Source organism: Streptomyces sp. CMB-StM0423, assembly GCF_002847285.1.
Classification (GTDB): Bacteria; Actinomycetota; Actinomycetes; order Streptomycetales; family Streptomycetaceae; genus Streptomyces.
Genome location: NZ_CP025407.1, coordinates 2,884,615 through 2,909,645, shown reverse-complemented (window position 1 = coordinate 2,909,645; position 25,031 = coordinate 2,884,615). Strand labels below are relative to the sequence as shown.

Here is a 25,031-nt window from a genome sequence, read left to right as displayed (position 1 = left end):
GATGAGCCTGCGGGCCCGTATCACCACCCCCGACCACACCACGGAAGGCCACGGCGAGACCCTCGTCCCCACCTACCGCGCCAAGCTGCTGGAGGAGATCGACCTCGCCGAGATGTCGGCGCTGTCGCCCGCCGAGCGGCGCGCCCGGCTGGAGCGGGTGCTCGGCCACATCCTCAGCCGCGAGGGCCCGGTGCTCTCCACCGCCGAGCGCTCGCAGCTCATCCGCCGCGTCGTGGACGAGGCGCTGGGGCTCGGCATCCTGGAGCCGCTGCTGGAGGACCCGAGCGTCACCGAGATCATGGTCAACGGCCCCGACCGGATCTACGTCGAGCGGGCCGGCCGGGTCGAGCAACTGCCGCTGCGGTTCGCCTCCGACGACCAACTGATGCAGACCATCGAACGCATCGTCTCCACCGTCAACCGCCGCGTGGACGAGTCGACCCCCATGGTCGACGCCCGGCTGCCCACCGGCGAGCGCGTCAACGTCATCATCCCGCCGCTGTCGCTGACCGGGCCGACACTGACGATCCGCCGCTTCCCGCGCTCGTACACCCTCGCCGAACTCATCGGCCTCGGCACCCTCGATGAGCACATGCTGCTGCTGCTCTCCGGCCTGGTCCGGGCGAAGTTCAACGTCATCGTCTCCGGCGCCACCGGCGCCGGGAAGACCACCCTGCTGAACTCGCTCTCCGGGCTCATCCCCGAGCACGAGCGGATCATCACCGTCGAGGACGCCGCCGAACTGCAGTTGCAGCAGTCCCACGTCATCCGTCTGGAGTCGCGCCCGCCGAACGTCGAGGGCAAGGGCCGGATCACCATTCGCGACCTCGTACGCAACTCGCTGCGCATGCGCCCCGACCGCATCATCGTCGGCGAGGTGCGCGGCGGCGAGACGCTGGACATGCTGCAGGCCATGTCCACAGGACACGACGGCTCGCTGGCCACCGTGCACGCCAACTCCGCCGAGGACGCGCTGATGCGGCTGCAGACCCTGGCGTCGATGTCCGACGTCGAGGTGCCCTTCGAGGCGCTGCGCGACCAGATCAACTCGGCCGTCGACGTGATCGTGCAGCTCGCGCGGCACACCGACGGCACCCGCAAGATCGACGAGATCGTGATGCTGTCGTCCCGCGGCCGGGAGGTCTACCAACTGGTGTCCGTCTGCCGTTTCCGCGCCCTGCCGATCAGCTCGGACCGGATCGTCCGGGGCCAGTTCGAGTTCTCGCCGCTGCCGCGGCGCACCGGCGACCGCCTGTTCTACGCGGGCGAGCCCGTACCGCCGGCGTTCGGGGTCGCGCCCTCGGAGCGGCACCTGCAGACGCGGGAGGCGAGGTGATGGACCGCCAGCAACTGTTCGCGCTCGTCGTCGGCCTGTCGCTGCTCGCCGGCGCGCTCGCCGTGGGCGGCGTCGCCGTCTACGCCGCGGGCCGCGCCCGCCGCGCCGAGCTGCTCGACCGGCTCGCCGACGCCGGCGACCGGCGGCCCGGGCGCCGCTTCGCGGAGGTCGACCGGCGGGTGCGGCCGACGCGCGTCGGCCGTTATCTGGAGCGGCGCATCGCGACGACCGGGCTGGACGTCACCCCGGGCGAGTTCACGGTGTACGTGCTGGCCGGCGTCGCCGTGCTGTGGCTGCTCGCCGACGCGCTGTTCGCCGCGTTCTTCGGCCCGATCGCCGGGCTCATCGGGGTGTGGTGCGCGCACGCCTACCTCAACTGGCAGCGGCAGAAGCGCATCGAGGCGTTCATCAACCAGCTCCCCGACCTCTCCCGCATCCTCGCCAACGCCACCCAGGCCGGCCTCGCCCTGCGCACCGCGCTCGGCCTCGCCGCCGAGGAGCTGGAGGCGCCGGCCGGCGAGGAGCTGACCAAGGTCACCGACCAGCTCGCCGTGGGCGTACCGCTCGACGACGCCCTCGGCGACCTCGCCGAGCGGCTGCCGTCGCGCGAGCTGTCCGTGCTCGTCTCCACGCTGGTGCTCTCCAACAAGGCCGGCGGCCAGGTCGTCGGCTCGCTGCGGAACCTCACCGGCACCCTCAACGACCGCAAGGAGACCCGCCGCGAGGTGCGCACCCAGCTCTCGCAGGTCACCCTCACCGCGTACACCGTGCCCGTCATGGGCATAGGCACCCTGCTGCTGACCGACCAGGTGATGCCAGGATCCATCGAGCGCATGGGCTCCTCGCCGCTCGGCCAGGGCGCGGTCCTGACGGCGGTCGGGCTGTACGCGCTGGCCATCCTGCTCATCCGCCGGCTCGCGAAGATCGACGTCTGAGGGGCCGGGACTCACATGGCATACGGAACCCTCGGCCTGCTCCTCGCCGCCGCCTTCGGCCTCGCCGCCTTCGGCGTCCTCAGCGGCATCCGCGTCTACCGCGCCGAGGTCAAGCTCCCCAGCGACCTCCAGGTGGCCCTGGAGGTCGGCGCCACCCGCACCACCGTCGTCGGCTCCCTCATCGACCGGCTCGGGATGCGGTTCGCGCCGCTGGTGCTGAAGCTGATGGGCCGGCGGGCGGTGGAGAACAAGCGCCGCAAGATAGACCGCGCGGGCAACCCCGGCGGCCTGACGATCGACCGCTACGCCGCCCGCCGCGCCGTCTACGCCGCCATCGGCTACGGCGGCGCGCTCACCCTGCTCTCCTCCGGCCAGTGGGTCGGCGCGCTGGTGCTGGCGGCCTTCGGCTACGGCTGGGCGGAGGTCGGCATCTGGGCGGCCGTACGCAAGCGGCGCGACGTCATCGAACGCACGCTGCCCGACTTCCTCGACGTCCTGGCCGTGGTGGTCAGCGCGGGGCTCGGCTTCCGGCAGGCGCTGGACCGCGTCAGCGAGCGCTACTCGGGCCCCTGGGCGGACGAACTGCGCATCACCCTGCGCCAGATGGACATGGGCGTCTCCCGCCGGCAGGCGTTCGAGGAGCTGCGCCGCCGCAACGACTCCGAGCAGGTCGCCCAGTTCGTCACCGCGCTCCAGCAGGGCGAGGACCTGGGCGCGCCGATCGTCGAGACGCTGATACAGATCGCCACGGACCAGCGGCGCACGGACGCCCAGAACGCGCGCCGGCGCGCGTCCCGGGCGATCCCGAAGGCGACGCTGCTGATCACCAGCCTGATGGTGCCGGCGACGATCATCCTGCTGGTGACGGCGGTGTATCTGGGCTCCGGCTCGGAGTTCGGCGTGCTGACGGAGTAGCGGACGGGGCTCGCCGTGAAGGCGCTACGACACCAGCGGACGCACCTCCTCCGCCACCCACCGGACGAACGCCACCGGATCCGGCTCGTCGGCGGTCGGCTGGAGCACCACCGTCGTCGCCCCGGCCGCCGCCCAGCGGTCCACGGCGGCCGCGACCGCCGCGGCGTCCCCGGCGACATGGGCCTCCGCGGCCGGATCCCAGCCCATCCGGCGGGCGTCCCCGGCGAGCCGGCGCTCGGCGCCGGGGCCGGTGGCGACGAGGATCGAGGCGACGAGCGGATGCTCCCCGCCCCGCCCGGCGGCGTCCCGCCCGGCCCGTACCGCCTCGGCGGCCTCCTGCACCACCTCGGGGGAGGCACCCCCGGCGAGGATCGTCCCGTCGGCCGACTCCGCGGTGAGCCGCAGCGTCTTGGGCCCCGTACCCCCGGAGAACACCGGCGGCGCCGCGGCCGGCGGCCAGGCCAGCTCGACGCCGTCGAGGGTGACGTACCGCCCGTCGACGGTGACCTTCTCCCCGGCGAGCAGCGCGCGCAGCGCGGTCAGATGCTCCCGCAGCAACGTCAGCGGCGACGCGGCCCGCGCCCCCACCTGCCCCATCCACGACTGCACCCCGTGCCCCACCCCGAGCGTCACGCGCCCGGGGAACAGCCGGTGCAGGGTGGCGGTCTCCATGGCGACCAGCGCGACGTTCCGAAGCGGCACGGGCAGGATCCCGATGGCGACGTGCACCCGCTCGGTCCAGGCGAGTACGGCGGCGGCGGTGGCGACCCCGCTCTCGTAGAAGCAGTCCTCCCACACCCACAACTCGTCGATCCCGGCCTCGTCGGCGGCGCGAGCGACGGCGCGAAGCTGCTCGGGAGGGAACTGGGGGATGAACACGGTGGCAAGTCTCGTCATGCGGCGACGGTACCCGGGACGACCGACACCACCCGGGAGGCGGACATCCCGGGGTATTCCCCGCCGACCTCTCGCGTGCGCGAGGGGGGTGTGGGACAGTCGGCAAGCGGCCGGTTACGCTGCGCAGGTGAACGCGCCGCGGCGCGGGCTGCCGCAGGTGTAAGGCGGGCGGCGAGGGGGAGGACGGAAAATGGCCGTTCCTGACGCCAAGTCCGCTGTTACAGACCACAATTGGCTTGACGGACCGACGGCAACGGCCGCGTTGTCCGACTCCGGAGGTAGACCGCATGTGGAAACCCAACGACGTGCTGCTGAGGTCCCTGGCCGCCACCCAGCGGCTGCACCGCGGCCGCAAGCGCGATCGGGGGCAGACAGCGGTGGAGTACCTGGGGATCATCGCGGTTTCCGTGGTGATCGTGCTGGTGCTCATCCAGTCGGGGCTGGGGGACACGATCCTCAGCAAGATCAAGGCGCAGATCGACAAGCTGCCCTGAGGTCCGATGCCGGGCAGGCATTTCCCCTCTATATCGCGGCCATCGGCGGACTGCTTTTTCTGGCCGTCGCGTACTTCGCCGTCGGCCAGGCCGTGGCGCACCGCAACTATGCCCAGGGGGCGGCCGACGCCGCCGCGCTGGCCGCCGCCCACGACGCGCGCGAGCAGTTGTCGGAGGGGTTGCTGGACACGCTCCTCGACCCGGACTCGTGGGACGACATCCTCGGGGGCGAGGGCTTCGAGTACGGGTCCGCCTGCGCCGCGGCGCAGGACTTCGCCGCCAAGAACGACGCGGACACGACCGCGTGCGACCGTGTTTACGACCCGGACGACGGCTTCACGGTGACCGTGCGGAATCGTGAGGCCGTGGGGGACACGCTCGTCCCGGGAACGGAAAGCAAGCGCTCCGAGGCCACGGCGACGGCGGTGCTCGAATCCCGGTGTGATCTGAAGGAGCCCGAGGGCGGCGACGAAGGCGGTGGCGGAGACGAGGACCGTGACGAGGACCGGGACGAAGACCGGGACGAGCCGCCGCCGCTGGAGCTCGACTGCGACGGCGGCGACTGGTCCATCGACCCCGAAGACATCGACCTCCTGCCCGACCCGGAGGACCTCTTCTCCGTACGTCTCGTCGAATGAAGCGAAGGAACCCGGCACATGAGCATGTGGCGCACGAGCAGAGCCGCCCAGGGGATCGCCGCCGCGGCGCTGGCTGCCGGCCTGGCCCTCTCCGCCGCCGGCTGCGGCAGCGGCGACGGGGACGGTGGCGACGACGGAAAGTCGTCCGAGTCCTCCCAGACGCAGGACAAGAACGGCCAGGCAGGCGGAAGCCAGGACCAGGGCGAGGAGGAGGTCCCGGAGGAGCCGATCGTCGAGGTGAAGAACCAGGCCGGCGTCGTGCTCGGCGTCATGGAGATCCGGCGGGACTCCGGCGGCTTCGTCACGCTGAACGGAGAGCTGGAGAACACCGGCGAGGAGTCCTACCTGGACACGCACCTGTGGGCCGGCAGTGAGCAAGGGGTCGACAAGACCTCGCTCATGGGGGCCACGCTGGTGGACGGGGACGGGAAGAAGCGTTACTACGCCCTGCGCGACACCGACAAGCGTTGCCTGTGCACCTCCGGGCTGAGCATCCTCGAAGCCGGCAAGACCGTTCCCGTCTTCATACAGTTCCCCGCCCCGCCCGACGACACCACCGAGGTCGAGTTCCAGCTCCCCACGTTCCCGCCCGTCACAGTCGAGATCACGGACTGAGGTGAGCACCGCGATGCCCTCCCGCACAGCAGTAGCGCTCGCGCTCGCCTCCTTTCTCGCCGCCACCCCCGGTGTCGCGCACGCGCTCCCCGCGCAGGACGACGTCCCCGTCCCCTCCTCTCCGCCCGGGACCAGCACCTCCGCGCCGCCGCCCGTCGAGACCGACGCCAACGACCCCGATCTCCAACTGGAGGACGGCGCCACCCTCGACGAGCCCAAGGTGCTGGACATCGTCTCCGTCGTCGAGACCCAGGGCGGCGAGGAGCGGCGGTCCGACTCCAACTCGACCATCACCATCGCGCTGCAGGCCGAAGTCCTCTTCCCCAAGGACAGCGCCAAGCTCACCGGCCAGGCGCAGTCCCGGATCGCCGCCATCGCCGACGAGATCGAGCAGAACAGCCCGGACACCGTCCGCGTCTTCGGCTTCACCGACGACCTCGGGTCGTACGAACACGGCGTCACGCTCTCCAAGAACCGCGCCAACGCCGTGCACCAGGAGCTGACCAACACCCTCCAGGCCGCCGACGTCACCTACGTCGTCCGCGGCTACAGCGAGGACTACCCCATCGCCGACAACGCCACCGAGGAAGGCCGGAAGCAGAACCGGCGGGTCGAGGTGAGTTTCCCCCGGGGGCAGTGACCCGGATGTCCGTCGTGCCCGGTATGCTCGCCTCGGCGCGCCTGCGTGCCGGGAGGGGGCGAGGACCGCGTGACCTTCGTGGGGCGGGTGCTGCGGGTTGCCGGTGCCGTGGCCGGTGCCGCGGTGGTGCTGGGCGGCGTGCTGTGGCTCGCCGACGACGTGTTACGGGGGCTGCCCGCCGACTCCGCCCAACTGCGCCCCGCCGCCGGGCGGTCGGCCGGCACGTCGACCTACGCCGCCGCCGATTTCGCCGAGCACGTCACCGGAGTCGAGACCGAGTGGGAGGGCGACACCGCGGTGCGTACGGTCATCTCCACCGACCTCGCCGACGACGCCGCCGGCCGCCGTATCGCCGTCGGCATCAAGGTGGCGCACATGCAGCAACTCCTCGCCGACTGCGTCGAGAAGCTCCCCGTCGTCGTCGTCAACGACCGCGAAGGCGACGAGATCCGCCACGGGGACCTCCTCAGCTTCTCCCGGCAGCGGGGCGACGACTGCCCGGGACGGGCGGCCCTGACCTCCTGAGCCCCGCTCAGAACCTGCGCACCGTCCCCGGCGTGCGCGTCGCGTACACCGTGAACGCCGCCCACGCCTCCGGCGTGAACGTGAGCACCGGCCCGTCCGGCGTCTTGGAGTCCCGCACGTGCACCACCCCGGCCCCGGCGGCGACCTCCACGCACTTGGCCCCGGCCCCGCGGCTGTAGCTGCTCCTCCGCCATTCCAGGCCATCAGGGCCGTGCTCGGTGCTCATCGGTCTCCCCGCCGTATGTCACGTACCGCGCGCCGGACCACGACGCGCCCAAGGCGGCCCAATGCGGGCACAAACCTCGAAACGAATGACGACACGGCACGGCACTTAGTTCCCGTAGGGCCCGTTGTTACCGCTTCTTCCGCGCGTTCCGGTCAGCCGGCGGCGCGTTCGGCGTCGGCCGGCCGCGCGTTCCCCGTCGCTCCCCGCGCGTTCCCGGCGGGCCGACCGCCCGTTCCCGTCCCTCCGCAGGCCGCCGGCTCCTCCGCCTCACACACCCTGCCGCCCCCGCGGCCCGCGGCAGCAGGCCGTGCCGTCCGGGCCGCGGCGGACGAGGAGTCCCGCCGCCGGGTCGGGTACGGCGTCCAGCGCCGCCCGTACGCCCGGCAGCCGGCGCCACGCCTCCCCGTCGCTCTCCTCGCGGAACGCGATCTCGAAGACGATCCCGTCGGAGTGGACGTGCCACTCCCAGGTCGATGCCTTGTTGCTGATCGCCGACTCGACGAGCGCGTACTCGTACGCGTCCTTCCACCGCAGTGCGGAGGAGTGCGCGTCGAACACCTCGATGGACCACCAGTCGCCCATGGCTGCTTCCTTCGGCTTCCCGCCGCGGTCTTCGCCGGTTCTTCGGCCCACCACCGTAGGCCGGGTGCCTGTGCGCGTACCAGGGGCGCTCGGGGTGCGTCGAGGGGCGTTGTCCCGCGGGCCGCCGGCGGTCCACGACCGGGTAACTCCCGTGCGCTCCCCGGGTGTCGGGCTCAGCCCTCGATGAGCCGCTCCAGCACCGCCTGGAACTCCTCGTCCACCATGATCTTGATGCCGTCCTCGTCCATCGCGCTGAGCCGGGTCAGCGCACCGGCCCGCCACCAGTAGACGTCCGGCGTGATCCGCCCGACGCCCTCCTCGAAGCCCGCCGCGGCGAACTGCGCCAGGGTGTTGAGGCCGGCTATCACGTGCCGGTCGCGGATCGCGTGGAACGCGAGCTGGTGCCGGAACGGCACCGCCACCAGCGCCCCGTCGGTGCTCAGGCCGCGGCCGGTGATCCGGGGCACCAGCTCGTCCAGCGTCAGCACCAGGCTCGCCGTGAACATCGACTCGCCCATCACCACGTCGACGCGGGCGCCCTCCTCCTGCTCGATCGTCTCGTGCGCCTCGACGCGCAGCCTGCGCAGGTTGTCCAGCGCCCGCGCCCGCAGCACGGCGACGTCGCCGAAGGGCTCCAGCGAGGAGCGGGGGAGGACCATGACGCTCTCCGGGAGGTCGAGCGCCAGCACCTCGCGCAGCCCCTCGGCGAGCGGGCGCGCGTAGTCGAAGCCGTCCGGTCCTGTCATCTCGTCGGCGAGCAGCCGCGGGTAGAGCTGGGAGCGGAACTTCTCCGCCGGCATGGTCTCCAGCACCGAGGGGCCGTCCATGGCCCGCAGCATGATGCCGATGTGGCGGCGGGTCAGCTCGGGCCAGACCCGCGGCCCGCGGGTGTCGTTGTGGCAGACCGCCGCCAGGTTGCCCAGGCCGAACTGCCGGCCCGAGCTGTCGGTCACCGCGTCCGCGCCGACCGTCACCTCCAGGCCCTGCTCGGCGAAGGCCGCGTGGACCCCGGCGCGGAAGCGGGCGCCCTCGCCCTCGGAGAAGAACTCGAACGAGGCGTCGCGCGTGGTGTCCCGCCCGTCGCGGCGTGGCTTGCGACCGAATATCCCCACGGTGGTGCCCCCTGTACGTCCGTACGTCGTCCGCCCCGCAGCCCGGGCGTGCGGGCCGCGATCACGGTCGTTTTCGATCGTAGCGAGCGCCACTGACGCTCCCGCCGCCCGGTCAGTCCGCCCCCGGCGGGGCGGGGCCGACGCCCAGGCGCACCCCCGGGCGGATGCCCCAGCCGGCGAACGCGCCCGCCTCCGCCTCCAGCACGTGCCGGGCCCGCAGCCGGGGGCGGCCGAGGCGTCCCGGGGGCATGGTGCGTACGGCCAGGACCGTCAGCCGGCGGTCGAGGTACGCGACGTCGATGGCGAAGCGCATGCCGAGGGTGTGCACGCCCTGGGCGGGGGTGAGGAGGAGGGCGCCGGCCAGGCCGTCGCGGCCCAGCAGGCCGCGGCTGCGGCGGGCGAAGGAGGACGCCACCTCCAGCGGCAGCGGGTCCGTGCCGGTGCCGACGGTGAGCGCGGCCGGTCCGTCGGGCCAGGTGGGCATGGCGGGCCTCCCCCGGAGGTGTCGCTACGGGCCGGGAGGCACCGGTACGGTCCCCTCGCCCCCGGCTCCCGAGCCGCCACCGTACCGCCGCGGGCCCGCCGCTGTACCGCCGTGAACCCGCCGCCGTCCCGCCGCCGACCCGCCCCTGCCCCACCCGCGGGAGCGCCGTTAGGCTCACCCCGTGCTCGCCGTCCTCCTCGTCGTCCTCGCCGCCGGCTACGGCGCCGCCGCCGGGGCCCTGCTGCCCCGGGGGGCCTACCGGCTCTCCGTGGCCGCCGACGAGCCGTGGCGCGACCGCTGCCCGCAGGACCACCCCCTGCCGGGCTGGGCCGGCCCGGCGACGTGCAAGGAGTGCGGGGGGAGCCCGTACGGGCTGCGCGTCCGGCTCCCCGCCACCGCGACCGCCGCCGCCTGCGCCGCGCTCGCCGCCGCCACGGGACCCGAGCCGGAGCTGGCGGTCTGGCTGCTGCTGGCGCCCTTCGGGGTGCTGCTCTTCGCCGTCGACCGGGCGGTGCGGCGCCTCCCGGACGTCCTGACGCTGCCGCTCGCGGGGGCGGCCGTGGCACTGCTGGGGGGTGCGGCGCTCGTAGGAGGCGCGGGATCGTGGACGCGCGCCCTGCTGGGCGGCCTCGCGCTGGGGGCGATCTACTTCCTGCTCTTCTTCCTCAACCCCGCCGGCATGGGCTTCGGGGACGTGAAGCTGGCGCTCGTGCTGGGCGTCGCGCTCGGCTGGTACGGCTGGGACGTGCTGTTCACCGGCTCGTTCGCCGGTCTGCTGCTGGGCGCGGGGTATGCGATCACCATGCTGGCGGCCCGCCGGGTCGGCCGGAAGACGGGCATCGCGTTCGGCCCCTTCATGATCGTCGGGGCCTTCGCGGGGCTCGTCGTCGGCGGACTGGCGGCCGGCTGAGCGGCGCGGGGACGGGTCCGCCCGTACGCCCCGCACGCCCCCGGAACCCCTCCCGTGCGCCGCGGACCGCCCCGTGCGGGTGACCTGATCGCAGCGGAGTTCGTATACGGACCGTCACCGCACGAGTACTTTTCGAGGTGACCCGTCCGTTCCGGTACTGAGCACCCCTCACCCTGGGTTATGGTGGAACTCCCCCCCTCGGGCCGGTCCGTATCCCCCCCACGGACCGGCCCGTTCCCTTGTCCATGGACGGCCCCTCCCGAAGCCCTCCGATACCGGCTCTCAGCCCCGTCCGGCCCAGATGTTGACGCCGCTCGTCGTCTTCGCGAACCCGTCGATCTCCGCCAGCTCCGCCGCCGTCAGCTCCGCCGCGCCCAGCGCCGCGACGTTCGCCTCCAACTGCGCCACGCTCGACGCGCCGATGAGCGCCGACGTCATCCGCGGGTCCCGCAGCACCCAGCCGAGCGCGAGCTGCGCCAGCGACTGCCCGCGGCCGCGGGCGATCCCGTTCAGCCCGCGCAGCCGCCGCACCACCTCGTCGGTCAGCAGCTCGGGATCCAGCGACTTGTTCTGCGCGGCCCGCGAACCCGCCGGGATGCCTTCCAGGTACTTGTCGGTCAGCATCCCCTGCGCCAGCGGCGCGAAGGAGATACAGCCCATGCCCTCCGCCTCCAGGGTGTCGAGGAGTTCGTCCTCCTCGGTCCAGCGGTTGATCATCGAGTAAGAGGGCTGGTGGATCAGCGGCCGTACGCCCATCTCCCGCAGCAGCCGGGCGGCTTCGCGCGTCTGCTCCGCGGTGTACGAGGAGACGCCGGCGTACAGCGCCTTGCCCTGCTGCACGGCGGACGCCAGCGCGCCCATCGTCTCCTCCAGCGGGGTGTCCGGGTCGTAGCGGTGCGAGTAGAAGATGTCGACGTAGTCCACGCCCATGCGGCCGAGGGACGCGTCCAGCGACGACAGCAGGTACTTGCGCGAGCCCCACTCGCCGTAGGGACCGGGCTGCATCAGGTAGCCCGCCTTGGTCGACAGCACCAGTTCGTCGCGGTACGGGCGGAAGTCGGCGGCGAATATCCGGCCGAAGTTCTCCTCCGCGGAGCCGGGCGGCGGGCCGTAGTTGTTCGCCAGGTCGAAGTGGGTCACCCCGAGGTCGAACGCGCGCCGCAGGATGGCGCGCTGCGACTCCAGGGAGCGGTCGTCGCCGAAGTTGTGCCAGAGACCGAGGGAGATCTCCGGGAGCTTCAGGCCGCTGCGACCCGTCCGGCGGTAGGTCATCGCGTCGTAGCGGGTGTCTGCTGGCAGGTAAGGCAAAAGACTGTTCACAAAACCTGCCTATCACGAACCCGGTGCGCCCCTGTGACAGGACTGTGGCACAACGGGAAGTACTGTGGCGCCTTCCGGGGGGTGTTCCGAACGTACGACGGAAGGGCTGAACGCCGGATGACCTGGCGCGGCATCGTGTATCGCGTTTACGAGAAGCGGCTGGAGCGCCGTCTCGACCCGGCCCGTGTGCCCAAGCACATCGGCGTCATCCTGGACGGCAACCGTCGCTGGGCCCGCGCCGCGGGCGGCACCACCGCGCAGGGCCACCAGGCCGGCGCCGAGAAGATCCACGAGCTGATCCGCTGGTGCCGCGAGACCGACGTCGAGGTGCTCACGCTCTGGCTGCTGTCCACCGACAACCTGGACCGGCCGGAGCCGGAGCTGAACCCGCTGCTCGCCATCATCGAGGAGGCCGTCTCCGGCGTCGCGGGGCGCGGCGGCGCGCAGGTGCACCACGTCGGCAACCTCGACCTGCTGCCCATGCGGACCCAGCGGATCCTCAAGGAGGCGGAGGAGGCCACCCACGACGTGGTCACCGGGCCCGGCAGCGGCGCCGTCCTGGTCAACGTCGCCGTCGCCTACGGCGGCCGCCAGGAGATCGCCGACGCCGTCCGCTCGATGCTCGGCGACGCCGCCGACCAGGGCAGGTCGCTCGCCGACGTGGCCGAGACCGTCGAGGTGGAGCACATCGCGCAGCACCTCTACACCCGCGGCCAGCCCGACCCCGACCTGGTGATCCGCACCAGCGGCGAACAACGGCTGTCCGGGTTCATGCTGTGGCAGTCGGCGCACTCCGAGTACTACTTCTGCGAGGTCTTCTGGCCCGCGTTCCGCCGCGTCGATTTCCTCCGCGCCCTGCGCGACTACGCGGCCCGCCACCGCCGCTTCGGCGGCTGAAACCCCCGCGGCGCACGCTTTAGCACGTATCCACCGTTACGGCCCCTCGGCCACAGGCATTGCATGCCCCGGGGCTCGCGAGGGAATATCCGTGCTAGCAGGCGGTCCACCGCACCGCCCGCCCGGGAGGGCCCTTTGCACCACGTGCCGCATCACGAGGTCCGTGCGCAGCGCACCATCGCACGTACGGACGGAGCGGAGGGCCGGGGCCCGGTCCTGCGCGCCCGCGTGGCCGCACGGGTCCGGACGCCCGGCCCGATCCCCGCGACTCCGTCGCGTGCCGACCTCATCCGAGGGGGTTCGTCCATCCGTGGTGAACAGCAAGAAGCCTGACCGGCGCACCTACGTCCTCGACACGAGCGTCCTGCTGGCCGACCCCATGGCCATGGCGCGCTTCGACGAACACGAGGTGGTGCTGCCCGTCGTGGTGGTCACCGAGCTCGAGGCCAAGCGGCACCATCCGGAGCTGGGCTACTTCGCCCGCCAGGCGCTCCGCCAGCTCGACGAGTTCCGGGTCAAACACGGCCGGCTCGACGCCCCGATCCCGCTCGGCGACCTCGGCGGCACCCTCCGCGTGGAGCTGAACCATACCGACATCGGGGTGCTCCCCGCCGGTTTCCGCCTGGGGGACAACGACTCCCGCATCCTGGCCGTCGCGCGCAACCTCCAGGCCGAGGGGCAGGACGTCACCGTCGTCTCCAAGGACCTGCCGCTGCGCATCAAGGCGTCGTCCGTGGGGCTGGCCGCCGAGGAGTACCGCGCGGAGCTGGCCATCACGGACTCCGGCTGGACCGGGATGGCCGAGCTGATGCTCAGCGGCGAGCAGGTCGACGAACTCTTCGCCGCCGAGGTCGTCTCGGTGTCCGAGGCGGACGACCTGCCGGTGCACACCGGGCTCGTGCTCCAGTCCGAGCGCGGCCGGGCCCTCGGCCGGGTCACCCCCGACGGGCGGGTCCGGCTGGTGCGCGGCGACCGGGAGGTCTTCGGGATCCACGGGCGCAGCGCCGAGCAGCGGATCGCGCTGGACCTGCTGGTGGACGAGGCCGTCGGCATCGTCTCGATGGGCGGCCGGGCCGGCACGGGCAAGTCCGCGCTGGCGCTGTGCGCGGGCCTGGAGTCGGTGCTGGAGCGCCGGCAGCACCAGAAGGTGATGGTCTTCCGCCCGCTCTACGCGGTCGGCGGCCAGGAACTGGGCTATCTGCCGGGCACCGAGGCCGAGAAGATGAGCCCGTGGGCGCAGGCGGTCTTCGACACCCTGTCCGCGGTCACCTCGCGGGAGGTGATCGAGGAGGTCATCGCGCGCGGGATGCTCGAAGTGCTGCCGCTGACCCACATCCGGGGCCGCTCGCTGCACGACTCGTTCGTGATCGTGGACGAGGCGCAGTCGCTGGAGCGGAACGTTCTGCTCACGGTGCTCTCGCGGATCGGGACGAACTCCCGGGTCGTACTCACCCATGACGTGGCGCAGCGGGACAATCTGCGCGTCGGCCGGTACGACGGTGTGGTGGCCGTCGTCGAAAAGCTGAAGGGGCACCCGCTCTTCGCCCATGTGACGCTCAACCGCTCCGAACGGTCGCCGATCGCCGCGCTGGTGACCGAAATGCTGGAAGACGGCCGGGTATAACGGGATACTGCTCCCCGTGCTACTTCCCGAACGTGTGAACTGGGCGCAGCAGCTTAGCTGTTGCGCCCAGTGCTACGCACGGGTTTCCGTCAACAGCGAGGGGCAAACGCGGTGTGAGCTTTCCCACTGGACGGGGAATTGCGTCCGGGTGTCCGTCTCCGGCAGAGTCTGGGATTCGTCAGGCCCTGCGTACGGCCCCGCACCGACCCCGGTGCAGCACGACTCAACTGAACAGAGCCGCCGTACGCCGCCCGAGCGCAGTACCGGTCCCCGCGGACGCGGGGGCTGCCGGGCCCGCGCCTCCCGTGACCAGTCGGACCGCCACAGTCGGCGGCCCGGAACAAGGGGAGGCCAGTGTCAGGGGCAGGGACGCGTCCGCGAGGTCACCGAAGCGGGCAACGCTGGAAGGACTTTGTGTGAGCCGGATTTCGGTCCGGGGTTTCGCCGTGGCTTCCGCCACCGCGGTCACCTCTGTCGGCGCTGTCGTCGGCGTGGCCACGGGCGCGGAGAAGGGCGACGACTCGACGGCCAACGTCGAGGCGACCGCCGCCGACGCGACGCTCCTCGCCGACGTACCCGCTGGCGCCTCCGCCCAGGTGCAGACCGCCTCCCTCACGGAGCAGGCGGACGCGCAGGCGGACGCCGCACACACGGACGCCCGCAAGGCGGCCGAGGAGGCGGCGCGCAAGTCCGCCGCCCAGGCCGCGGAGGAGAAGAAGGAGGCCGCAGAGCGCAAGGCGGCCGAGGAAGCAGCCGAGAAGGAGCGGGAGGCCGCCGAGGCCGCCAGCCGCTCGGCCGCGGCCGAGTCCGAGTCGGCCTCCGCCGACGCGGGCGACTTCGCTCCGCAGTCGTCCTACTCCGTCGCCGATGTGCAGGCCATGGCCCGCCAGATGGTGCCGGCCGACCAGTACCAGTGCTTCAGCAACATCGTCGACCACGAGTCGGGCTGGGACTACACCGCCAGCAACCCGAGCTCCGGTGCGTACGGGCTGATGCAGGCGCTGCCGGGCGAGAAGATGGCCTCGGCGGGCGCCGACTGGCAGACCAACCCCGCCACCCAGATCGAGTGGGGCCTGAGCTACATGAACGACCGCTACGGCAGCCCCTGCGGCGGCTGGGAGTTCTGGCAGGCCAACGGCTGGTACTGAACCCCGGCGCGCATCCCGCGCCGCGCGTACGCGCAACGCCCCCGGCTCCGCCGCCGGGGGCGTTTCGCGTGCGTACGGAACCGCCGCTCCCGTCCGGCACGTCCTAGGGTCTGTCTTCAATCTCGCGTCGTTCGCCCGCAGGGCGGGCGGCGCGGCGTCTGGTGCGTGCGATCGCAAGGCGGAGGGTCGACCGCACAGTGGGCCTGTTAGGTCGATCCCGACAACGCCGCGAGCGTGCGTGCCAGGGGTCGCGCCGCAGACGGGAGATTGCGGACAGACCCCAGATGACCGGAGCAGACCCCTCCCGTACAGATGGGCCGTGTACGGTCGTGCGGGTGACGGACGGGACTGCGGCGGGACCGTAGGCGGCGTGAGGACTTTTATGTCGAAGATGACGGACTGGCTCGGCGGGGTGGGCGAGCGGGCCAGCCGGATGGCGGAGCGGCGCCGGGCCGCGGCCGCCGACGGGGCGGAGAAGTCCGCGTCCGGGCAACCCGCCGTCGAGGACGCCCCCCGGGACGTGGTCGCCGAGCCGGCCGCCGCCGCCCGGCCCCCCGGGCCGCCGCCGCGGCCCGCGCCGGCCAGCGTGGTGCCGTGGGGGGTGCGGGTCGCGGCCGAGGTGGGCTGGCGGCTGCTGGTCCTCGCCGGCCTGATCTACGTGCTGATGCAGGTCATCAGCGTCGTCAGCCTCGTCGTCATCGCCTTCGCGGTCGGCCTGCTGGTCACCGCGCTGCTCCAGCCGACGGTCGCGCGGCTGCGCCGCTGGGGCTTCAGCCAGGGGCTCGCCACCGCCACCACGTTCATCGGCGGCTTCGTCGCGATCGGCCTCATCGGCTGGTTCGTGGTCTGGCAGATCATGGAGAACATCAACGATCTGACCGACCGCATCCAGCAGGGCATCGACGACGCGCAGGAATGGCTCATCGACGGGCCGTTCCACGTGCAGGAAAAGCAGATCAACAACATCGGCAACGAGATAAGCGACTGGCTGGGCGAGAACTCCAGCGAGGTCACCTCCGCCGGTCTCGAAGGCGTCTCGTACGTGCTGGAGTTCTTCTCCGGCGCCGCCATCGCCGCGTTCGTCACTCTCTTCCTGCTCTACGACGGCGAGCGCATCTGGCGCTGGTGCCTGAACTTCGTGCCCACCGACGCCCGCGACGCCGTGGCCGGCGCCGGGCCGAAGGTGTGGGCCACGCTCACCGGTTACGTGCGCGGCACGGTGCTGGTGGCGCTCATCGACGCCGTGTTCATCGGCATCGGCATCTTCATCCTGGACGTGCCCATGGCCGTCCCGCTGGCCGTGCTGATCTTCCTCTTCGCGTTCGTGCCGCTCGTCGGTGCGCTGGTCTCCGGCGCGCTCGCGGTGGTGGTGGCGTTCGTGACGAACGGGCTCGTCACCGCGCTGCTGGTGCTCGGCGTGGTGCTGCTGGTGCAGCAGATCGAAGGGCACGTACTCCAGCCGTTCATCCTCGGCCGCATGGTGCGGGTGCATCCGCTCGCGGTGGTGCTCTCGGTGGCCATCGGCACGCTCGTCGCGGGCATCCCGGGCGCGGTGGTGGCGGTGCCGCTGATCGCGGTGCTCAACACGGCGGTCGGATACCTCAAGGCGTACCACCGGGAACACGCGGCGGATCCGGGACCGCCGCCGCACGGGTCGACGGTCCTCGAAATCTCACCGGCCACGCCGACCGACACCCCCGCGCCCGGCTCGGACGCGGAGACGGAGGAGGCCGCGGCGGCGACGCGGGAGGGCCCGGAGGCCAGGGGCGGCGACCCGAAGAGCTGACGGACGGGCGCGTACGGGGCGCTCGGCGCCGGCGGCCGAACCGCGGCCGGCGGTCAGCCGGCGCCGAGCGCCTCCTGCGCGTCGAGGACCGTGCCGGCGGCGTGCACGAGCGCGGCGACCTTCAGCGCCTCCTGCACCGTCTCCCGGTCCGCGCCGGTCCGCCGCAGCGCGGCCTCGTGCTCGTCCAGGCAGGCCCCGCAGCCGCCCACGGCGGACACGGCGACGCACCACAGCTCGTAGTCCGCCTTCGGTACGCCCCGGGCGCCCAGCACGTTCGTCCGCAGCCCGGTGCGCAGATGGCCGTAGCCGGGGTCGGAGAGCAGGTGCCGGGCGCGGAAGAAGACGTTGTTCGCCGCCATCGCCGCGGCGGCCGCGCCTGCGGCCTCGTACGCCTCGGGCGTCAGCCGCCGCCGCGCCTCCGGCGCCACCGCGCGCAGCACGGCGGCGGAGCGTACGGCGATGGCGCAGGCCAGCAGGGCGCCCCACAACTGCCGTTCCGGCAGCCGCCCGTCGTCGACGACCGAGGTGAGGTTGCGGCGCAGATCCCCGGCATAGCCGGGGAGGGCCGACTTGAGCGCATCGAGTGCCACGCGCCCGACCCTACAGAACGTACGGACCGCGCCCGGCGGTCCGTACGGGACCGGCCCGGCGCGCCCCCCTATGACGCGCGCCCCGGCCGGTCCCGGTCTCTATTCGGTGCGCAGCCCGTCCGGGCGCATCAGCCGGATCAGCAGCGGCATGCTCAGCCCCGTGACCGCGGCGACGACACCGGCGCCCGCGCCCGCCATCAGCAGCACCGACGCCCAGTCGACCGCGACGGGCGTGTCCGCCATGCGCAGCAGCACCGTGCCCAGCACGAGCCCGAAGCCCATCGACAGGGTCATGCCCAGCGCCACCGGGATCGCCGTCTGCCAGAGCACGGACAGGCTGAGCGTCGAGCGCCGGGTGCCGAAGGCGACCAGGGACGACAACAGCTTGCGCCGCTCCCGCAGTTGTTCGAGCTGGCCGACGAGCAGGCTGCTGCCGATCAGCACCAGCACGCACGCGGCGCCCACCGCCAGCCCGGTGCGGATGCCCGCGAACTCCTCCGCGACGAGGTAGTCGTCCAGCGTGTGGACGGAGAGCAGCGGGTCGGTGCCGTCGACCACGTTGCGTACGCGCTCGGCCGCGTCCGGCACGGCCGGGTCGAGCCGCACGTCGATCCAGCCGTTGAAGACGCCGGAGTCGTGGACGTCGGGGACGGCGCCGGGGGTGGCGACGATGCCGTCGTACAGGTTGCCGTCGTCGTCGCGGAGGGCCTTGGCGGTGCGGGTGCCGGCGGGCGGGGTCCAGGGGATCGCCTTGCCCGGCATGCCCTCGTACGACGGGTTCAGGTACAGCGGGCCGCCGGCGCCGATCATGCGCCCGGTGCCGGCGGCGCCGTACGTGTCGGTGAGGCGGAAGACGTCGCCGTCGCGGCAGTCGGGGAGCTTCGCCAGCGTGCGCAGCTTCGCGCAGGTACCGACGGTCAGCGTGGCGAAGTTCTCCGGATCGCGCGCGCGGTCGGCCACCTCGACGCTGATCCGGCTGACGGTCTCCTCGACCCCCTCGGCCGCCGCGACCTTCTCGCCCACGCGGAGGTCCTGCCCCGCGTCGACGTAGATGCCGAGCTGGAACCGGGCGGTGTCGTGCCCGGTCGCCTCGCTGTAGTCGTCCTCGACGCCGGTGAAGACCATCTGCAGCGCGATGGCCCCGGCGACGGCGACGGCGATGCCGTTGACCAGCCGGGCGGCGGTGCCGCTGCTGAGCTGGAGCCGGCGGACGGCCAGTTGCCAGGACGTCGGCCCGCGGCCGAGGCGGGCGACGACGGCCTCGACGAGCCAGGGCAGCAGCGCGGTGATGCCCGTCAGCAGCAGGACGGTGCCGCCGATGACCTGCCACTCGGGGAACGAGCCGGCGTCGTCGCCGCGGCCCATCATCGGCGCGAGCAGGGCGAGTCCGACGGCGGGCAGCAGCAGCCGCCACCAGATGCGGCGGCGGGCGGGCCGCGCCGACCGTACGACGCCCAGCGGTTCGATGACGACGCCGCGCAGCGCGAGCAGCGTGACCCCGACGGCCGCGGCGGGCACCGCCAGGGCGACCAGCAGGGCGAGCATCGGTGAGGGGTTCAGATCGGCGGCGAAGATACTCATGTCGTAGACCGTGACGCCGCCCGCGAGTTCCCGCCCGGCGAGGAACAGGAGCGTGCCGACCGCGAGTCCGAGCAGCGCGCCCGCCAGCGCCTCGCCGGCGGCGATCCGGCGCACCGCGCGGCCGTCGGCGCCGACGAGCCGGAGCGCGGCGAGCCGGCGGTCCCGGCGGTCGCCGCCGAAGCGTACGGCCGCGATGAGGAAGACCGCGACGGGCATCAGCAGCGCCACGAACACGATCATCGCGAGCAGCAGCAGCACCGGATCCATGGCCCGGTCCGCGGACTCCTCGCCGAAGTCCACGACGCGGCTGACGTTGACGTCGGCGGCTTCGATGTCGTCGCTGCCGGCGTAGTACGTCAGATCGCCCGGGTCGACCAGCCCCGCGTCGGAGACGGTGCCGGCGATGCCGTAGTCCAGGCGCTCGCGCAGCAGGCCCGCGCCGGGGTCGTCGAGCAGGTCGGCGAGCGCGGGGGAGACCACCATCTCGCCGGGCTTCGGGAACTCCGCGACGCCCGGGGGCAGCGGCGCGCCGGCTCCTTCGGGGCGCAGCAGCCGGCCGCGGATCGCGGTGTCGTGGTATTCGGTGTCGGCGGTGCCCACCAGGACGGTGTCGCCCGTGTACTCGGCGTCGGACGCGAGGACTTCGACGCGGTCGTTGTCGCGCTGGTCGCGGTCGGCCAGCGCGCCCGGGATGGCGGTGGTGAGCAGCAGCAGCGCCACCCCCAGCCCGACGCCGATCGCGGTGAGCACGGTGCGCATCCAGCCCTCGCGCCCGCCGCGCAGCGCGAACGCCAGGCCCATGCGCAGGTCGTCGGCCCAGACGCGCAGTGTGCCGCGCGGGTCGGGGGGCGGTCCCCCGGGCAGCGCGGGTCCGGTGCCGGTGGCCTTCTCGGCATACGTCACGTCGCTCATCGGCCGGCCGGCTCCAGACTGCGGGTGCGCCCGTCGCGTACGACGATCTCGCGGTCCGCGTACGCCGCGACGCGCGCCTCGTGGGTGACCAGGACGACGGCCGCGCCGCTGTCCTGCGCGGCATCGGTGAGCAGTTCCATGACGCGCTCGCCGTTGAGGGAGTCGAGCGCCCCGGTCGGCTCGTCGGCGAAGACCACCCGCGGCGTGGTCGCCAGCGCGCGGGCGACCGCGACGCGCTGGCCCTGGCCGCCGGAGACCTCGCCGGGCCGCTTGTGCGCGATGTCGTCGACCTCCAGCCGCTCCAGCCACGGCCGGGCCGCGCGTTCTGCGTCCCGGCGGCCGAGGCCCGTCAGGCGCAGCGGAAGGGCGACGTTCTCCACGCACGTCAGCTCGGGTACGAGCTGGCCGAACTGGAAGACGAAGCCGAACTCCCTGCGGCGCAGGGCGCTGCGCTCGGCGTCGGAGAGCGCGGCGAGGTCGCGGCCCGCGTACGTCACGGTGCCGTCGTCGGCCGGGACGATGCCGGCGAGACAGTGCAGCAGCGTCGACTTGCCGGAGCCGGAGGGGCCCATGACGGCGACGGTCTCGCCGGCCGCGATGGCGAAGTCGGCGCCGTCGAGCGCGGGGGTGCCGGCGTAGACCTTGCGCAGGGCGGTGGCGGTGAGGATCGGCGCCGGCCCGGCGAGCGGGCCGGGGGCGGGTGTGGTGCTCATGCGCGTACCTCCGCGGCGAGTTTGCCGAGGCGCGCGGCGGTGAGCTCCAGCCACCGCAGGTCGGCTTCGAGGTGGAACAGGGCGTGGTCGCAGATGAGCTGGTCGGCGAGGTCGCCGCCCTTCTTGCGACGGGTCAGCTCGCGCATCAGGCGCAGATGCTCCGCGCGCTGTACGTCGAGGAGTTCGGCCGCGTCGCGGCCGGTGAGCAGCGCGAGGACGACCTTGGTGTACAGGGTCGACTGCAAGTACGGCTCGGGCTTCTCCGGGGTGGTGAGCCAGCCGGCGACGTCGGTGATGCCGGCGTCGGTGATGGCGTAGCGCTTGCGCTCGGGACCGCCGCCGGGCTCTATGCCGTCGACCTCGACGAGGCCGTTCTTCAGCAGCCGGGACATCGTGGAGTAGACCTGCCCGTAGTGCAGCGGGCGGTCGTGGCCGAAGCGCTCGTCGAAGGCGCGTTTCAGGTCGTAACCGTGGCGGGGGCCGGACTCCAGGAGCCCGAGGAGGGTGTGGCCGATCGTCATGCGGAGGACTCTACACGGTGTGTATACGTCCTGTGTATAGACGGGGTGTTTAGTGCTTCACGGCTGGTGGGCGCGGTGCCGGTCGGCTGCCGCGGTGGTGCCGGGTTCGGGGCGGCTACTCCTCCGGCTCGCGGGGCGGGCGGCCGCGACGGGGGTGCGGGCAAGCGTTCTTGGGGAGCCGGCCGGCCTCCGCGAGGGCCCGGCGGAGCAGGTAGTCGATCTGCGCGTTGGTGCTGCGCAGTTCGTCCGCCGCCCACCGGGCCAGCGCGTCGTGCACGGCCGGGTCGAGCCGCAGCAGCACCTGCTTGCGCCGGGCCCGGGGGGCGCGGTCGGGGGCGTCGTCCGTCACTGGTAGAGGGACCCGGTGTTGAGGACGGGCTGCGGGGCGCGGTCGCCGCAGAGTACGACCATGAGGTTGCCGACCATCGCCGCCTTGCGCTCCTCGTCCAGCTCGACGATGTCCTGCCGGATGAGCCGGGCGAGCGCGTCCTCGACCATGCCCACCGCACCGTCCACGATCTCCCGCCGCGCGGCGACCACCGCGCCGGCCTGCTGGCGCTGGAGCATCGCGGAGGCGATCTCCGGGGCGTACGCGAGGTGGGTGAAGCGCGACTCGATGATCCGCACTCCGGCCGCCTGCACGCGGGCGGTCAGCTCCTCGGCCAGCTTCTCGGTGATTTCCTCGGCGTCGGCGCGCAGCGACAACTCGTCGTCCTCGTAGGCGTCGTACGGGTACTCGATGGCGATGTGCCGTACCGCGGTCTCGGTCTGGGTGGCGACGAACTCGGTGAAGTCGTCGACGGCGAAGACCGCCTGCGCGGTGTCCTCGACCTGCCAGACGACGACGGCGGCCAGCTCGATGGGGTTGCCGCGGGCGTCGTTGACCTTGAGGACGGCGGTCTCGTGGTTGCGCACCCGGGTGGAGATCTTGCGGCGGGTGGTGAGGGGGTTGACCCAGCGCAGGCCGTCGTCGCGGATGGTGCCGGTGTAGCGGCCGAAGAGCTGCACGACCCGGGCCTCGCCGGGCTCGACCATGTTCAGCCCGGCCATCGCGACGAGCGCGGCGAGGAAGAGCAGGGCGCCGAAGACGAGGACGGGGACGCCCGCGGCGGGGGTGCCGCTGCCCGCCAGGGCGATGCCCAGGGCGAGCAGGCCGGCGCCGGCGAGGGCGCCGGCGAGGCCGAGGACCAGGGCGAGGGCGCCGCCGATGCTGTTGGCCTGCCGCTCGGCGACGGGTGGGGCGGGCATGTCGGGCGGGGTGCCCGGGGCGTCCGGGGTTTCCGGGGCGGGGGTGTGCTGGCCGCGTGGCTGGTCGCTCATGTGAGATCCCCGTTCTCGATCCTGGATGGTGGCTCGGAGGTTAGCAAAGTGCTAGCACTTTTTGAAGGTGGATTGTCATGCCCCCTTCCGGTGGGTGGTCTACACCGGTCAGAATGGAGCCGCCTGCGGGAGCAGACGCCGGCATCACCGTCCCCGTGTCACCCCCACGAACGACAGGAGACAGCGATGTCCTCTATCCGAGCCGTGTCCGCAGCCGGAGCGGGCGGCGTTCTCGTCGCCGCCCTGGTGCTCACCGGCGGGCCCGCGCAGGCGGCCGAGCCGGGCCCCGCCGCGGGCGCCGGAGCCGCGGCTGCCGGCGCGTACAAGGAGCGCACCGACACCCTGCCCGCCGAGCGGCTGACGGCGGAGCAGCGGCGGCTGCTGGCCGAGAAGTCGGCGGCGGCGAAGGGCGCGGCGCAGCAGTCCGCCGCGCGCGGCGACGTCGGAGCGGCGGCGATCGTCTCCTCAGGCGCCGTACAGCAGTCCCAGATCAACTCCTACTACTGCGGCCCCGCCACCCTCGTGATCACGCAGTCCGCGCGCGACGAGGTCGGCAACCGGTCCCAGACGCAGGCCGGCAGCGAGCTGCGTACGAACTCCTCCGGCACGGCCTGGTACGGCATCAACGCGAACGTGCCCAACCCGACCGGCTATCCCATCCCCGACGTGCTCAACTACCGCCTGCCGGGTGCGGGATACGTGCCGAAGGCGCTGCCGTACACGCCGAGCGCGACGGACAAGGCCAACTTCCGCGACCACATCGTCCACAACACCTCGGGCGACTACGCGATCGCGGGCAACGCCTGGGAGGTCGTCGGCGGCCCGCACCTCGTCGGGCACCCGAACCGGGAGATATTCCACTGGGTGTCGATAGACGGCCACAGCGACGACGGGGCGCGCACCGTGCAGTACCGCGACCCGGTGGGCGGGGTGCCGACGAGCGTCATCTCGTGGGCCGGCAGCGTGCCGCGTACCGCGACCATCTCGTCGGACACCATCACGACCATCATGGGCGGTCGTGGGTACGTCTGGTGAGGCCCGGCCCGGCGCACTCCGCGCGCGCGGCCTAGCCGCCGCGGCGCTGGGCGCGGTCGTCCTCCTGGCGGGCACGCCCGCGTGCTCGCCGGGGGGCGGCGACGGGTCGCGTGAAAGGTCACGCGAGGGCTCGCCCACGGCGGCACCGCCGACCGGCGCGCCCGTACGGGACCGCGCCTGCGAGGTGGAACTGCCGGGCGGCTGGTCGGACGCACTGGCGGACGGGCGGGTCCCGGTGCCGGAGGGGGAGCGGGCGGTACTCACGGAGGTCGGGCCCGGGGCCGGGTGGTCGGTGCTGCAGTCGTCCGGAGCGGACCGGTCGATCGTGCTGCGGGAGGGGGACGAGGAGCGGCGGGTGATGCGGCTCGCGGACCCGGTCGAGCATCAGGTGGGCAGCGCGGACTTCGACGGGCGATGGCTTGTTTTCGACGTTGTAAAGGGGCGGCAGTTGGAGAGCCCCTGGACCCTCTACGCCTGGGACGCGACGAGCGGGCGCCGGAAGGCGGTCGCGGAGGCGGAGTCGGCGGCGGACGGGCAGAGCGCGGTGCCGGGGCCGTTCGTGCAGGCGGTGGTGCGGTCGGGGCGGCTGTTCTGGGCGCAGGGGACGGGCGGCGGCCGTTCTGCGGTGTACGCGCGGGACCTGGGCGGCGGCGAGCGGCGGACGGTGTACGAGGGCGTCGTCGACACGCCGTTCGCGGCGGGCGGCCTGCTGGTGTGGCTGCGCCAGTCCGAGTCGCCGTCGGGCGACCCGGAGACCCGTCTCTCCGCGGTCTCGACGGACACGCTGCGGCGGGCGGAACTCCCGGCCCCGATCGCGGCCCTGCGCAACGTCCGGTACCTGGCGTCGGACGGCCGCACGTGGGCGTGGGCGGGCGGCGAGCCGGACCGTCCGCGGCTGTACGTATGGCGGGAGGGCTGGCCGAAGCCGCTGCCGCTGGTGCGTGGCGGGTCGGCGGGGGCGGTGGCGGAGCCGGAGCTGGGGGGCATCGACCAGGTGCAGGTGAGCGGCGAGGTGGTGACGTGGCGCACGACGGAGGCGGCCTGGGCCCTGGACCTGCGGTCGCGCGCGTACACGCGGATCACCCCGGGATACGGGTACGCGCTGGCGCGGGACGGGGGACTGGGGGTGGCGTACCCGGAGGGCGAGGCGAAGGCGGCGAACGCAAAGGACGCCATCCAACTCACCGAAACCGCGACGCTACCCCCGCTACCGGCCTGCGGCTGAGGGGGTCGGGGAACAATCCTCCGGCCGGAACCGAGGGCGCACTCCCCTCC

General features: G+C 73.0%; 27 protein-coding genes. 15 read left to right on the top strand and 12 right to left on the bottom strand.

Annotation, left to right across the window (positions count from 1 at the left end; translation table 11 throughout):
• Position 1 precedes the first annotated feature (1 nt).
• The 3 genes from CXR04_RS12270 to CXR04_RS12260 are packed head-to-tail and all read left to right on the top strand — an operon-like array spanning position 2 to position 3,186.
• Positions 2–1,336, top strand: coding sequence for a CpaF family protein (locus CXR04_RS12270; RefSeq protein WP_101421891.1), 1,335 nt, complete (start codon positions 2–4; stop codon positions 1,334–1,336).
• Positions 1,336–2,271 carry a type II secretion system F family protein gene (locus tag CXR04_RS12265; protein WP_101421889.1) on the top strand — a complete coding sequence of 312 codons (936 nt, stop codon included), beginning with the start codon at positions 1,336–1,338 and terminating at the stop codon, positions 2,269–2,271. The genes CXR04_RS12270 and CXR04_RS12265 overlap by 1 nt, the downstream gene beginning before the upstream one ends.
• A 15-nt stretch (positions 2,272–2,286) precedes the next feature.
• On the top strand, positions 2,287–3,186 hold the full coding sequence (locus tag CXR04_RS12260) for a DUF5936 domain-containing protein (protein WP_101421887.1): 900 nt from the start codon (positions 2,287–2,289) through the stop codon (positions 3,184–3,186).
• A gap of 24 nt (positions 3,187–3,210) precedes the next feature.
• Here the strand turns inward: CXR04_RS12260 and CXR04_RS12255 are convergent, their stop codons facing one another.
• Positions 3,211–4,083, bottom strand: a complete 873-nt coding sequence (locus tag CXR04_RS12255; RefSeq protein ID WP_101421886.1) for an LLM class flavin-dependent oxidoreductase — start codon at positions 4,081–4,083, stop codon at positions 3,211–3,213.
• A 287-nt stretch (positions 4,084–4,370) separates the two neighbouring features.
• On the opposite strand from CXR04_RS12255, the gene CXR04_RS12250 reads away from it, so the two are divergent.
• The 5 genes from CXR04_RS12250 (at position 4,371) to CXR04_RS12230 (ending at position 6,995) form a co-directional block, all read left to right on the top strand.
• On the top strand, positions 4,371–4,577 hold the full coding sequence (locus CXR04_RS12250) for a hypothetical protein (RefSeq protein ID WP_101426327.1): 207 nt from the start codon (positions 4,371–4,373) through the stop codon (positions 4,575–4,577).
• Positions 4,574–5,215 (top strand): pilus assembly protein TadG-related protein, encoded by a 642-nt coding sequence (locus CXR04_RS12245; RefSeq protein WP_101426326.1) that lies wholly within the window; start codon positions 4,574–4,576, stop codon positions 5,213–5,215. Before CXR04_RS12250 ends, CXR04_RS12245 begins: the two co-directional genes overlap by 4 nt.
• An 18-nt stretch (positions 5,216–5,233) precedes the next feature.
• On the top strand, positions 5,234–5,830 hold the full coding sequence (locus tag CXR04_RS12240) for a hypothetical protein (RefSeq protein ID WP_101421884.1): 597 nt from the start codon (positions 5,234–5,236) through the stop codon (positions 5,828–5,830).
• A gap of 13 nt (positions 5,831–5,843) precedes the next feature.
• Entirely contained in the window at positions 5,844–6,470 is a 627-nt protein-coding gene (locus CXR04_RS12235; RefSeq protein WP_101426325.1) for an OmpA family protein, read from the top strand.
• 69 nt (positions 6,471–6,539) lie between these two features.
• Entirely contained in the window at positions 6,540–6,995 is a 456-nt protein-coding gene (locus tag CXR04_RS12230) for a hypothetical protein (protein WP_101421882.1), read from the top strand.
• A gap of 7 nt (positions 6,996–7,002) precedes the next feature.
• On the opposite strand, the gene CXR04_RS12225 is transcribed toward CXR04_RS12230, so the two are convergent.
• The 4 genes from CXR04_RS12225 to CXR04_RS12210 form a co-directional block, all read right to left on the bottom strand.
• Positions 7,003–7,221 carry a DUF397 domain-containing protein gene (locus tag CXR04_RS12225; protein ID WP_026276051.1) on the bottom strand — a complete coding sequence of 73 codons (219 nt, stop codon included), beginning with the start codon at positions 7,219–7,221 and terminating at the stop codon, positions 7,003–7,005.
• A 267-nt stretch (positions 7,222–7,488) separates the two neighbouring features.
• The gene (locus CXR04_RS12220) at positions 7,489–7,803 is read right to left on the bottom strand and encodes a hypothetical protein (RefSeq protein ID WP_234380194.1); all 315 of its coding nucleotides are present in this window, start codon (positions 7,801–7,803) and stop codon (positions 7,489–7,491) included.
• A gap of 173 nt (positions 7,804–7,976) precedes the next feature.
• Positions 7,977–8,915 (bottom strand): hypothetical protein, encoded by a 939-nt coding sequence (locus CXR04_RS12215; RefSeq protein WP_101421881.1) that lies wholly within the window; start codon positions 8,913–8,915, stop codon positions 7,977–7,979.
• 112 nt (positions 8,916–9,027) lie between these two features.
• Positions 9,028–9,399 carry a DUF192 domain-containing protein gene (locus CXR04_RS12210; protein WP_101421879.1) on the bottom strand — a complete coding sequence of 124 codons (372 nt, stop codon included), beginning with the start codon at positions 9,397–9,399 and terminating at the stop codon, positions 9,028–9,030.
• Positions 9,400–9,580: 181 nt separating this feature from the next.
• On the opposite strand from CXR04_RS12210, the gene CXR04_RS12205 reads away from it, so the two are divergent.
• Complete coding sequence (locus CXR04_RS12205; RefSeq protein ID WP_101421877.1) at positions 9,581–10,309, top strand: prepilin peptidase; 729 nt, start codon at positions 9,581–9,583, stop codon at positions 10,307–10,309.
• A gap of 282 nt (positions 10,310–10,591) precedes the next feature.
• On the opposite strand, the gene mgrA is transcribed toward CXR04_RS12205, so the two are convergent.
• Entirely contained in the window at positions 10,592–11,629 is a 1,038-nt protein-coding gene (gene mgrA / locus CXR04_RS12200) for an L-glyceraldehyde 3-phosphate reductase (RefSeq protein ID WP_324841589.1), read from the bottom strand.
• A gap of 117 nt (positions 11,630–11,746) precedes the next feature.
• Here mgrA and CXR04_RS12195 point away from each other — a divergent pair, with 117 nt between their 5' ends.
• The 4 genes from CXR04_RS12195 (at position 11,747) to CXR04_RS12180 (ending at position 17,084) form a co-directional block, all read left to right on the top strand.
• A complete protein-coding gene (locus tag CXR04_RS12195; RefSeq protein ID WP_101421874.1) occupies positions 11,747–12,526 on the top strand; it encodes an isoprenyl transferase in 780 nt (259 codons plus the stop codon).
• Positions 12,527–12,836: 310 nt separating this feature from the next.
• Entirely contained in the window at positions 12,837–14,150 is a 1,314-nt protein-coding gene (locus tag CXR04_RS12190) for a PhoH family protein (protein ID WP_101421872.1), read from the top strand.
• 416 nt (positions 14,151–14,566) lie between these two features.
• Positions 14,567–15,298: a transglycosylase SLT domain-containing protein gene (locus tag CXR04_RS12185; protein ID WP_101421871.1), complete on the top strand. Its 732-nt coding sequence runs from the start codon at positions 14,567–14,569 to the stop codon at positions 15,296–15,298.
• A 382-nt stretch (positions 15,299–15,680) separates the two neighbouring features.
• A complete protein-coding gene (locus CXR04_RS12180) occupies positions 15,681–17,084 on the top strand; it encodes an AI-2E family transporter (protein WP_234380193.1) in 1,404 nt (467 codons plus the stop codon).
• A gap of 53 nt (positions 17,085–17,137) precedes the next feature.
• Here the strand turns inward: CXR04_RS12180 and CXR04_RS12175 are convergent, their stop codons facing one another.
• From CXR04_RS12175 to CXR04_RS12150, 6 genes are all read right to left on the bottom strand, one after another.
• A complete protein-coding gene (locus tag CXR04_RS12175) occupies positions 17,138–17,674 on the bottom strand; it encodes a carboxymuconolactone decarboxylase family protein (protein ID WP_101421870.1) in 537 nt (178 codons plus the stop codon).
• 99 nt (positions 17,675–17,773) lie between these two features.
• Positions 17,774–20,167 (bottom strand): ABC transporter permease, encoded by a 2,394-nt coding sequence (locus CXR04_RS12170; protein WP_101421868.1) that lies wholly within the window; start codon positions 20,165–20,167, stop codon positions 17,774–17,776.
• Positions 20,164–20,880: an ABC transporter ATP-binding protein gene (locus CXR04_RS12165; protein WP_101421866.1), complete on the bottom strand. Its 717-nt coding sequence runs from the start codon at positions 20,878–20,880 to the stop codon at positions 20,164–20,166. Before CXR04_RS12165 ends, CXR04_RS12170 begins: the two co-directional genes overlap by 4 nt.
• A complete protein-coding gene (locus CXR04_RS12160; RefSeq protein WP_101421865.1) occupies positions 20,877–21,401 on the bottom strand; it encodes a PadR family transcriptional regulator in 525 nt (174 codons plus the stop codon). Before CXR04_RS12160 ends, CXR04_RS12165 begins: the two co-directional genes overlap by 4 nt.
• Before the next feature lie 115 nt (positions 21,402–21,516).
• A complete protein-coding gene (locus CXR04_RS12155) occupies positions 21,517–21,750 on the bottom strand; it encodes a hypothetical protein (RefSeq protein ID WP_101421863.1) in 234 nt (77 codons plus the stop codon).
• Entirely contained in the window at positions 21,747–22,721 is a 975-nt protein-coding gene (locus tag CXR04_RS12150; protein ID WP_101421861.1) for an SPFH domain-containing protein, read from the bottom strand. Before CXR04_RS12150 ends, CXR04_RS12155 begins: the two co-directional genes overlap by 4 nt.
• Before the next feature lie 186 nt (positions 22,722–22,907).
• Here CXR04_RS12150 and CXR04_RS12145 point away from each other — a divergent pair, with 186 nt between their 5' ends.
• Together CXR04_RS12145 and CXR04_RS12140 are read left to right on the top strand one after the other, a co-directional pair.
• Entirely contained in the window at positions 22,908–23,756 is an 849-nt protein-coding gene (locus tag CXR04_RS12145; protein ID WP_234380192.1) for a C39 family peptidase, read from the top strand.
• Positions 23,740–24,981 (top strand): hypothetical protein, encoded by a 1,242-nt coding sequence (locus CXR04_RS12140; RefSeq protein ID WP_101421857.1) that lies wholly within the window; start codon positions 23,740–23,742, stop codon positions 24,979–24,981. Before CXR04_RS12145 ends, CXR04_RS12140 begins: the two co-directional genes overlap by 17 nt.
• Positions 24,982–25,031 lie beyond the last annotated feature (50 nt).

Bases quoted from the DNA above. Each gene is read 5' to 3' on its own strand.
- CXR04_RS12270 (WP_101421891.1), top strand. From the start codon at position 2: ATGAGCCTGCGGGCCCGTATCACCACCCCCGACCACACCACGGAAGGC.
- CXR04_RS12265 (WP_101421889.1), top strand. From the start codon at position 1,336: ATGGACCGCCAGCAACTGTTCGCGCTCGTCGTCGGCCTGTCGCTGCTC.
- CXR04_RS12260 (WP_101421887.1), top strand. From the start codon at position 2,287: ATGGCATACGGAACCCTCGGCCTGCTCCTCGCCGCCGCCTTCGGCCTC.
- CXR04_RS12255 (WP_101421886.1), bottom strand. From the start codon at position 4,083: ATGACGAGACTTGCCACCGTGTTCATCCCCCAGTTCCCTCCCGAGCAG.
- CXR04_RS12250 (WP_101426327.1), top strand. From the start codon at position 4,371: ATGTGGAAACCCAACGACGTGCTGCTGAGGTCCCTGGCCGCCACCCAG.
- CXR04_RS12240 (WP_101421884.1), top strand. From the start codon at position 5,234: ATGAGCATGTGGCGCACGAGCAGAGCCGCCCAGGGGATCGCCGCCGCG.
- CXR04_RS12235 (WP_101426325.1), top strand. From the start codon at position 5,844: ATGCCCTCCCGCACAGCAGTAGCGCTCGCGCTCGCCTCCTTTCTCGCC.
- CXR04_RS12225 (WP_026276051.1), bottom strand. From the start codon at position 7,221: ATGAGCACCGAGCACGGCCCTGATGGCCTGGAATGGCGGAGGAGCAGC.
- CXR04_RS12220 (WP_234380194.1), bottom strand. From the start codon at position 7,803: ATGGGCGACTGGTGGTCCATCGAGGTGTTCGACGCGCACTCCTCCGCA.
- CXR04_RS12210 (WP_101421879.1), bottom strand. From the start codon at position 9,399: ATGCCCACCTGGCCCGACGGACCGGCCGCGCTCACCGTCGGCACCGGC.
- CXR04_RS12195 (WP_101421874.1), top strand. From the start codon at position 11,747: ATGACCTGGCGCGGCATCGTGTATCGCGTTTACGAGAAGCGGCTGGAG.
- CXR04_RS12180 (WP_234380193.1), top strand. From the start codon at position 15,681: ATGTCGAAGATGACGGACTGGCTCGGCGGGGTGGGCGAGCGGGCCAGC.
- CXR04_RS12170 (WP_101421868.1), bottom strand. From the start codon at position 20,167: ATGAGCGACGTGACGTATGCCGAGAAGGCCACCGGCACCGGACCCGCG.
- CXR04_RS12165 (WP_101421866.1), bottom strand. From the start codon at position 20,880: ATGAGCACCACACCCGCCCCCGGCCCGCTCGCCGGGCCGGCGCCGATC.
- CXR04_RS12160 (WP_101421865.1), bottom strand. From the start codon at position 21,401: ATGACGATCGGCCACACCCTCCTCGGGCTCCTGGAGTCCGGCCCCCGC.
- CXR04_RS12150 (WP_101421861.1), bottom strand. From the start codon at position 22,721: ATGAGCGACCAGCCACGCGGCCAGCACACCCCCGCCCCGGAAACCCCG.
- CXR04_RS12145 (WP_234380192.1), top strand. From the start codon at position 22,908: ATGTCCTCTATCCGAGCCGTGTCCGCAGCCGGAGCGGGCGGCGTTCTC.